A 4,347-nucleotide genomic window follows, 5' to 3' on the forward strand; every position below is an offset into this window, starting at 1 on the left:
AGACACGACGAGCCCATCGACGCGGCATCCAAAAAGGATCTGCGATCGGACCAGCAACCGCCACCGTCAGCTATTGCGCACAAGATCGTTAACGCCCGCCGGGCTCAACGCCTGGCGGGCTGACGCCGTCGGCGTGCCGCCAGACGTCGTGGCCGATCAGTTCGCGCAGACGGCGAAGGCGCGGACCTTCCAGTTGCCGGTGGTGCCGGTGTCGTCCTCGGACGCGCTCACCGTCACCTGCGTGGTGGAGTTCGCGTGCGCGGCGGTCAGCCGCACCTGGCCCTCGCCGCCGACGATCTCGGCGCCCACGCCGTGCACCTTGCGCCCGGCCGTACAGGTGACCGACACCGACTTGGTCGCGGCGGAGTCGTACGAGCTGTCGTCCAGCAGGCGCTCGTACCCGGCGGGCTGGTCGGCGCAGATCGCCTTCGCCTGCACCTGCCAGTTGGCGTCGAAGCCGCTCTCGTGTTCCGAGATGCCCACCGTCACGCTGCTGCCGTCGATACGCAGGTCCTGCAGCAGCAGCTCGCTCACCGCCGAGCCGTTGACCGCGCCGCCGACGCCGAGCGCGACCTGCCCGAGCGGGCAGCTCACGGTGTGCCAGTTCTTGCTCGGCGACGACCAGGCCGACGAGCCCGAGACGATCGCATACCCGGCCGGCGCGGGCGCGCACAGCACCGTCGTGCCGAGCGACCAGCTCGCGCCGGTGCCGCTGGCGTCCTCGCGGCCGGTGATCGACCAGCCGGTGCCGCCGCTGAGCGGGATCATGAAGTCCATGCCGATGTGGCCGGTCGCGCCGCTGACCGAGCCGCCGCCGCCCAGTGCGACGCTGCCCGCCGGGCAGCTCTTGTTGAGCGTCTTGGCCGCGCTGCCGGCGGTGCCGGTCGCGGTCTGCCGGGTCAGCCCGGTCACCGCCGTGGCGGGCGCGGCCAGTGCGAGCTGACCCGCCGCCGCGACGCCGAGCAGCATGCCGGTAGCCAGCGCCGCCCGGGTGATCCGGTTTGCTCGTGCCTGCATCGAAGTCTCCTGTACTGGTAGGGAGGCTTCAACGTACGGACGGCGGCCGGTGCTCCAGTGCGGAGAAATCCACAGACGACGCGTGGCCATGATTACAGCGACGGCTTTCTGACCTGCGGAAAGTCGCCGATCCGACGGAAGTGCGCTGCTCTGGGGACGCGGTGGACCCGTACCTGCCGGCCGTCGGCACCGCGCCGGGGCCCCGCCGGGCGAGCGGCACGGCCCCTCGGGCACGGGCAGGTCAGGAGGCGGACGGGCTCGGCGCGGCCGATGCCCGCAGGTGGAGTCCGTGGCCGTCGGCCGCGGTCAACGCCAGGCGGTCGGCGGTGACCCGCCAGGTCGCCTCGTCGCGCAGCGTGTTCAGCACCGCCTTCTCCAGCGCGGCGAGGTCACCCGGGCAGGCTCGACGGGTGGTGAAGACGCCGGAGAACGTGATCTTGTCGTCCTTGACGACGGCGGTGCCGCCGAGCTGGTTGCAGCCCGTCGAGCCGCTCACCTTGCCGTCGGCGAACTCGAGGTACGCGTCGCCGGGGGGCGATGCCACGGAGCTGACGCTGTCCTTGTCGACGATCGACTCGATGGACCAGCGGGTGCCGGGCAGCGGCCGGTCCGGGTCGGCGGTCTCCTGGTCTTGCAGGGTGAGCTGGACGGCGTCGGTGCGCAGGGTGAGCACGTCACCGGACAGCTCCCATCGAGGGCTCCCGGTGAGCAGGTCGGCGACCAGCTTGTCCTGCGCGTGCAGCTCCGGCGAGCAGCCCATGTCGGTGGTGGCCAGGCCGTCGCCGTCGACGCGGAGCCGGCCGCCAGACAGGTCGGCCGCCCCGCCCATGCTGTTGCAGCCGGCGATCGCGCCGATCCGGCCGTCGGGGTGCACCGTCAGCGTGATGCGGGTGCCCTTCACCAGTTCGTACGGCTTGCCGTCGCGTACCAGCCCGGTGGAGAGGAAGGTCCGCCCGGCGAGCGCGGCGCCGTCGGGGGCGGGCGAGCCGGTGTCGGACGGCGGCTGCGCACAGGCGCCGAGCAGCAGGACGGTCAGCAGGGGCACTGCGCCACGCAAGTTCATCACGCTCTTTGGACCGTCTCGGCCGCCTGCCGGTTCCCGCGTGAGAGGGCTGATCCGGGGCCGCCGGCCGCCCGGCCCCGGGGCGGACTGATCGAGGACCGCCGGGCGCCCGTCACGGGTGAGCTCAGCGTGTCGACGGCGGTTTTCGCGGCGCCGATGTCGAGGAAGCTCAGCGAGGCGCGCCGACGTTGAGAAGGGCACCTTCTTATACGCATAGCGTTAAGAAGGTGCCCTTCCTTTCGGTGGGTCAGGCGCGGCAGGGGGTGCCGGCGGGGTGGGTCGTGGAGCCGGCCACGCCCGCCTTCGTCTCGCCGATCACCACGTCGGTGAGCAGCGTGTCCAGCACCACGGCGCGCTGGACGACCCCGGTGGCGGTGGTCGTGGTGCTGTTCAGCTTCAGGCTGCCGACCACCAGCGGGATGGTCAGCGGGCCGCTGCCGACGGTCACCGCGACGCCGTTGACCTTCAGGCTCTGGATGTTGGACGAGCCCGCGAACTGCGGCACCAGCCCGCCCGTCCCGGCGACGCAGGTCGTCGAGGCGGTCGAGTTGATCAGGCCGAGCTCGATGGTGACCAGCCCGCCGACCGTGATCTTGGTGGACTCGAGCTGGGCGGTGGAGACCGCCTTGTCACCCGCGGCCGGCGCGGTGTTCAGGTTGTCCGGCGTCAGGTTGGTGCTCGCGGACGGGCCGGCCGTGGTCACCGTGACCAGGCCCGCGTTGAGCGTGTTGCCCGCGGCGGCCTCGGTGTCGTCGGCGCACGGGTTGTGCGGCGGGTTGGCCTGCGAGGTGAGCTGGCCGGCCAGGTTCAGCGCGGTCGCCTGGCAGGTGAAGACGCCGTCGCGGTCGTTGTCGACGATGGTGGCCTCGGCCGAGCCGTCGGTCAGCGCCGCCCCGCTCGGGCCGGCGAGCGCGACCTTGAAGGTCTCGTTCGGCTCGTTCACGGTGTCGTCGATGATCGGCACGGTGATCGTCTTGAGCGTCTCGTTCGGCGCGAACGTGATCAGGCCGCTGCCGCCGGTGAAGTCGGCCGCACCGGCGGTGCCGGTCGCGGTCGCGTAGCTCACGCTCACCGGGAACGGCGCCGGCACGGACTGGGTCACCGTGAACGACGCGGTGCCCGCGCCCTCGTCCACCGTCAGGTCGTACGCGCTGATGCCAGGCACGTGCACGGTCAGGGTCTGCACGTAGCCGCGGCTCACGCCGTCGATCAGAAAGTCCACCTCGCACTGGAACGAGCCGCCGGCAGCGTCGCCGTCGACCTGGACCGACTCGCTGAACGCCGCGTCGGCGCCGCTGGCCACGGTGCGGCTCGCGGGCGACAGCGACAGCGACAGGTTCTCGTCGCACTCGACCTGGTGGGTGACGGTGACCTCGATGGCCTGGATGCCGGCGAGGATGGCGTCGGCGACCTCGCCCGCGGGCACGTTGTTGAGGAAGACGCCGCCGGTGGCGGTGGTGACGGCCTCGATCTGGCCGCCGTTGTTGAGCCCGCCGCCGCCGACGTTGACCGCGACCACGCGTACGTCCGCCGCCTGCAGCGCGGCGATGACCTCGGCGCGGGTGTGGCCGCCGCTCGGCTCGTGCGACGGGGCGTCACCGAAGATCACGACGATCCGGGTGCCGTCGCCGCGGAAGGTGACCGCGCCGGTGGCGAGCTGGTAGAGGGCGTTGAGGCCGTCCTCGGCGAAGTCGCCGCCGCCGCCCGCCGTCCACGAGTTGATGCCCGCCTGCACCAGGGCCTGGTCGGCGGTGAGCGCCTGGTCCACCTCGAACGGCGGCGTGTCGGCGATGTCGCGGTAGTTGGCCGCCGCGAACTGCGCGCTGGGCTGGGCCGTGCTGACCGCGGTGAGGATGTCCGCCGCGTTGGTCTTCACGTTGTTGATCGCGGAACCCATGCTGCCGGTGGTGTCGGCGAGGAAGACGATGTCGGGGTTCGGCGGCACCGCGGGCGTGTGCACGACCTTGTCGATCGCCGCGGTGCCGCCGGGTGGCAGGGTCCTGGTGACCGCGGAGGGCTCGACTCCCGGCTCGGCCGCGGCGGCGGGCTGAGGTTGGGAGAGCAGCCCGTACGCCGCGAAGGCGGCCACCGCGACGAGACCGGTGCCCCAGCGATGGGCCGCCGACCTCCTGTGCAGGTGCAACATCTGGCACATCCTTTCCGGGCAGCGGACCCGCCTCCGGCGGGGTTGCCGGAGCGCGGCCGGAGCGGGCACGGTGGCGCGGTTGGTGGGCTCGTCGTCGTCGCTGACCCCGATCGTGTTCAGT

Annotated in this window: 3 protein-coding genes; all 3 read right to left on the minus strand. The window is 72.2% G+C overall.

Annotated features, from left to right (window positions below; genetic code table 11):
• Positions 1-156 precede the first annotated feature (156 nt).
• Positions 157-1,017 (minus strand): hypothetical protein, encoded by an 861-nt coding sequence (locus AB0J67_RS39430; protein ID WP_363490660.1) that lies wholly within the window; start codon positions 1,015-1,017, stop codon positions 157-159.
• Between the two features lie 241 nt (positions 1,018-1,258).
• Positions 1,259-2,080, minus strand: a complete 822-nt coding sequence (locus tag AB0J67_RS39435) for an META domain-containing protein (RefSeq protein WP_363490662.1) — start codon at positions 2,078-2,080, stop codon at positions 1,259-1,261.
• Between the two features lie 247 nt (positions 2,081-2,327).
• Positions 2,328-4,347 (minus strand): Calx-beta domain-containing protein (locus AB0J67_RS39440; protein WP_363490664.1); only part of this gene is annotated, 2,020 nt, incomplete at its 5' end.

The sequence above is a fragment of the Catellatospora sp. NPDC049609 genome (assembly GCF_040675365.1).
Taxonomy (GTDB): Bacteria; Actinomycetota; Actinomycetes; order Mycobacteriales; family Micromonosporaceae; genus Catellatospora.